The following is a 2,581-nucleotide window of genomic DNA, read 5'->3' as shown; positions in this document are numbered from 1 at the left end:
CGCGCCGGCCGCGCCCTTCGCCACGCGCCGCGCGCGGCTGGGCGGGGTGGAGGCGACGCTGCCCGTGCTCGACTTCGCCGCCCTCGCGCCCGGGCAGGAGATCGCCGGGCCCGCCATCGTGGAAAGCGACACGACGACGGTGCTGCTGCTGCCCGGCGACCGCGCGCGCATGGACGGGCGCGGCTGGCTGACCATGACCTTGCCGGAGGACGCCTGATCCATGGCCGACTGGACACCGCCCGAGGGACATGGCGGGCGCTGGATCCTCGCCTGCGCGGCGGGGGCCGCGGTGGGGGCGGGGCTCGGCACGATCTGGGCGCTGGCGCTGCTGCCGGCGGCGGGGGCCGAAGCCTCGCGGCTCGGGCTGCTGGTCACCTTCCTGCAGGCGGGCGGCGGGGCCTTGGCCGGGGCGGTGCTCGGCGCGGCGCAGGGCTTCGTGCTGCGCGGGGCCTATCCGGCGTTGAGCCTGCCGGCCTGGATCGGCGCGACAGCCGTGGCGGGCTACCTGGTCGTGCTGCTGACCGGGCTGATCTATGGCGCGCTCGCGCAATTCGCCGGCAGCATCCCGATTCCGGCCTTCATCATCCTCGGCGCGGCGGTGAAGGGCGTGCTGGCGGGGCTGTTCTACGGCTTCGCGCAGGGGCGCGTGCTCGATGCCGTGGTGGCGGAGCGGGCCTCCTGGACGCGCGTGGTGATGGTCGGCTGGATGCTCGGCACCATGCTGTCGAGCCTGCGCTGGCTGATGGGCCTGACCGGCCAGGGCAGCCTGTCCCTGGTGACGGGCGCGATCATCGGCGGCCTGGTGGAAGGGGCGGCGCTCGGCCTTGTGTCGGCCGGCGCCTTCCGCTTCATGCCGCCGCGGCCAGCGCGGCCAGTTCCGCCGTGAGGTTGGCGCGCGCCGGCGCCTCATAGATGAGGCCGAGGCGCGTGCGGAACAACTTCTTCGTCGCGGCGAAGCGCGCCAGCACCGCGTGCCGCCCCTGCCGCCAGGCGGGGTCCGCCACGGCGGCGTATTCGCGGCGGAGGAAGTCCGTGTTGCGCGCGAACAGCGCGGGCCGTTCAGCGAGCGGCGTCAGGTCCAGGTCGAGCAGCCGCAGCGTCCGGCAATCCGTGCCCGCATAGCCGAGGTGGTCGGCCGTCGCGAGGATCGCCGCCTGCGCCCAGTCCGTCCGGCCCGGCACCATGGCGGCGAGCAAGGCGGCGGACCGCGCCTCGTTGTCGCGGCCGAGGGGTTCATAGACCGCGTCGTGGAACAGGATGGCGAGTGCGAGGTCGCGGTCGCCGGCATCCCCGCCATGCAGCAGGTGGCGCAGCCAGAGCAGGCCGACATGCGCGGCATCGTGGTAGGCGCGGTGGGGTTCGGCGTAGCGGCGGCGCAGTTCGGTGGCCGCGGCGGGCGGGATGTCGGCGCGCGCCAGCAGCGCGCCGAATCCGGCGCGACACTGGTCGAGGTCGGCGGCAAGCGCCATTCCGGCCTCGAACTCACGATTGCTGCTGTGCACCATGGACCTACCCTGCACGCTGCAACTCGATTCGCCCACCGGAATCCTCGAGCCAGAGGCGGTCCTCGCCCTGGAGGATGAAGCGGTAGGTCTCGCCGGTCCGCATACGGATCGGCGTGCAGCCGACCAGGCCGCAGGCGCGGCGCGGCGACCAGTCCTCGATCCGCACATGCAGCCAGGGTTCGGCCGGGCGCGCGGTCCAGCGGCCGGTCACCGTCATGGGCTGGGTGCCGGGCCCGGCATCGCGACGGGCATAGGTGCCGTCCGCGGTCAGCGTGATCTCGACCGACTGGCCGCCCTGCATGGCGCGCCAGGTGCCGGCGATCGGCGGGGCCTCCGCCGCGCCGAGGGGCGCGAGGGGCAGGATGGCGAGCAGGGCGGCGGCGGGGAGGAAGCGCGGCGCCATGGCAACCTCCGGTCAAGGATGTTCTCACCGGCGAGCATGCCGTCGGAATGGTTGAGACGCGCTGAAGCGCTTCATGCCGGATTCGGGTGCCACACGACTTTGCGCGGTGTGTGGCGGTCGGGACGCGGTCGGCGCCCTTTCGCGCCCTGCGCGTCCGAGGCGGCTTCCGCTGCGCCTTCCGCGCGACCGCGCGCAGGGAAGGCCCCCGGTCGCGCGGCGGGGCCGCCGGCGCTTGACGGTCCCGGCCGCCTCCCGGGCCGCGCCTCAGGGGATCTCGAAGAGCCGCCCGAAGGGCACGAGCGGTGCAGTACCGAGCCCCGCCGCCCGCAGCGCCGCGGCGACGCCGAGGGCGGCACTGTCCAGGACCGGGATGCCGAGCTCCGCTTCCAGCGGCGCCATGGCATCGAGGCCGGGCAGGTTCGTGCTCCACAGGAGGATCGCATCCGGCGAGGTCTCCCGCGCCAGGGCCCGCGCGGCCTCGAGGATTGCGGGCGTCGGCACGGCGGCGGCGGAGAGGTTGTCCGGGCAGCCGAGGCCCCGTGCGCCGACGGTCGCAAGACCCCCCGGCGCGAAGCCGGCGCCGTGGGCTGCGGCTTCCTCGGCGCGGCCTGGCAGGACGAAGGCGATGCGGCGGGCGCCGAGGGCGGCCAGCGCCTCCGCCGCGAAGAGCGCG

Annotated in this window: 5 protein-coding genes; 2 read left to right on the top strand and 3 right to left on the bottom strand. The window is 75.1% G+C overall.

Annotation, left to right across the window (positions count from 1 at the left end; all coding sequences use genetic code 11):
- The coding region (locus HW577_RS23485; RefSeq protein WP_198378528.1) for a hypothetical protein at window positions 1-217 on the top strand (217 nt) is incomplete at its 5' end.
- Window positions 218-220: 3 nt separating this feature from the next.
- Window positions 221-886: a hypothetical protein gene (locus HW577_RS23480; RefSeq protein WP_198378527.1), complete on the top strand. Its 666-nt coding sequence runs from the start codon at window positions 221-223 to the stop codon at window positions 884-886.
- Here the strand turns inward: HW577_RS23480 and HW577_RS23475 are convergent.
- From HW577_RS23475 to HW577_RS23465, 3 genes are all read right to left on the bottom strand, one after another.
- The gene (locus HW577_RS23475; protein ID WP_198378526.1) at window positions 849-1,505 is read right to left on the bottom strand and encodes a hypothetical protein; all 657 of its coding nucleotides are present in this window, start codon (window positions 1,503-1,505) and stop codon (window positions 849-851) included. The two genes, HW577_RS23480 and HW577_RS23475, sit on opposite strands and share 38 nt — an antisense overlap.
- 4 nt (window positions 1,506-1,509) lie before the next feature.
- The gene (locus HW577_RS23470; RefSeq protein ID WP_198378525.1) at window positions 1,510-1,908 is read right to left on the bottom strand and encodes a hypothetical protein; all 399 of its coding nucleotides are present in this window, start codon (window positions 1,906-1,908) and stop codon (window positions 1,510-1,512) included.
- A 264-nt stretch (window positions 1,909-2,172) separates the two neighbouring features.
- Window positions 2,173-2,581, bottom strand: a 409-nt coding sequence (locus HW577_RS23465) for an aspartate racemase/maleate isomerase family protein (protein ID WP_198378524.1), incomplete at its 5' end; no start/stop codon positions are given.

It is taken from the genome of Neoroseomonas rubea (assembly GCF_016106015.1).
GTDB classification, from domain to species: domain Bacteria; phylum Pseudomonadota; class Alphaproteobacteria; order Acetobacterales; family Acetobacteraceae; genus Neoroseomonas; species Neoroseomonas rubea.
This window is presented reverse-complemented; position numbering and strand designations above follow the sequence as displayed.

Coding starts and splice junctions, on each gene's coding strand:
- HW577_RS23480 (WP_198378527.1), top strand. CDS start 221: ATGGCCGACTGGACACCGCCCGAGGGACATGGCGGGCGCTGGATCCTC.
- HW577_RS23475 (WP_198378526.1), bottom strand. CDS start 1,505: ATGGTGCACAGCAGCAATCGTGAGTTCGAGGCCGGAATGGCGCTTGCC.
- HW577_RS23470 (WP_198378525.1), bottom strand. CDS start 1,908: ATGGCGCCGCGCTTCCTCCCCGCCGCCGCCCTGCTCGCCATCCTGCCC.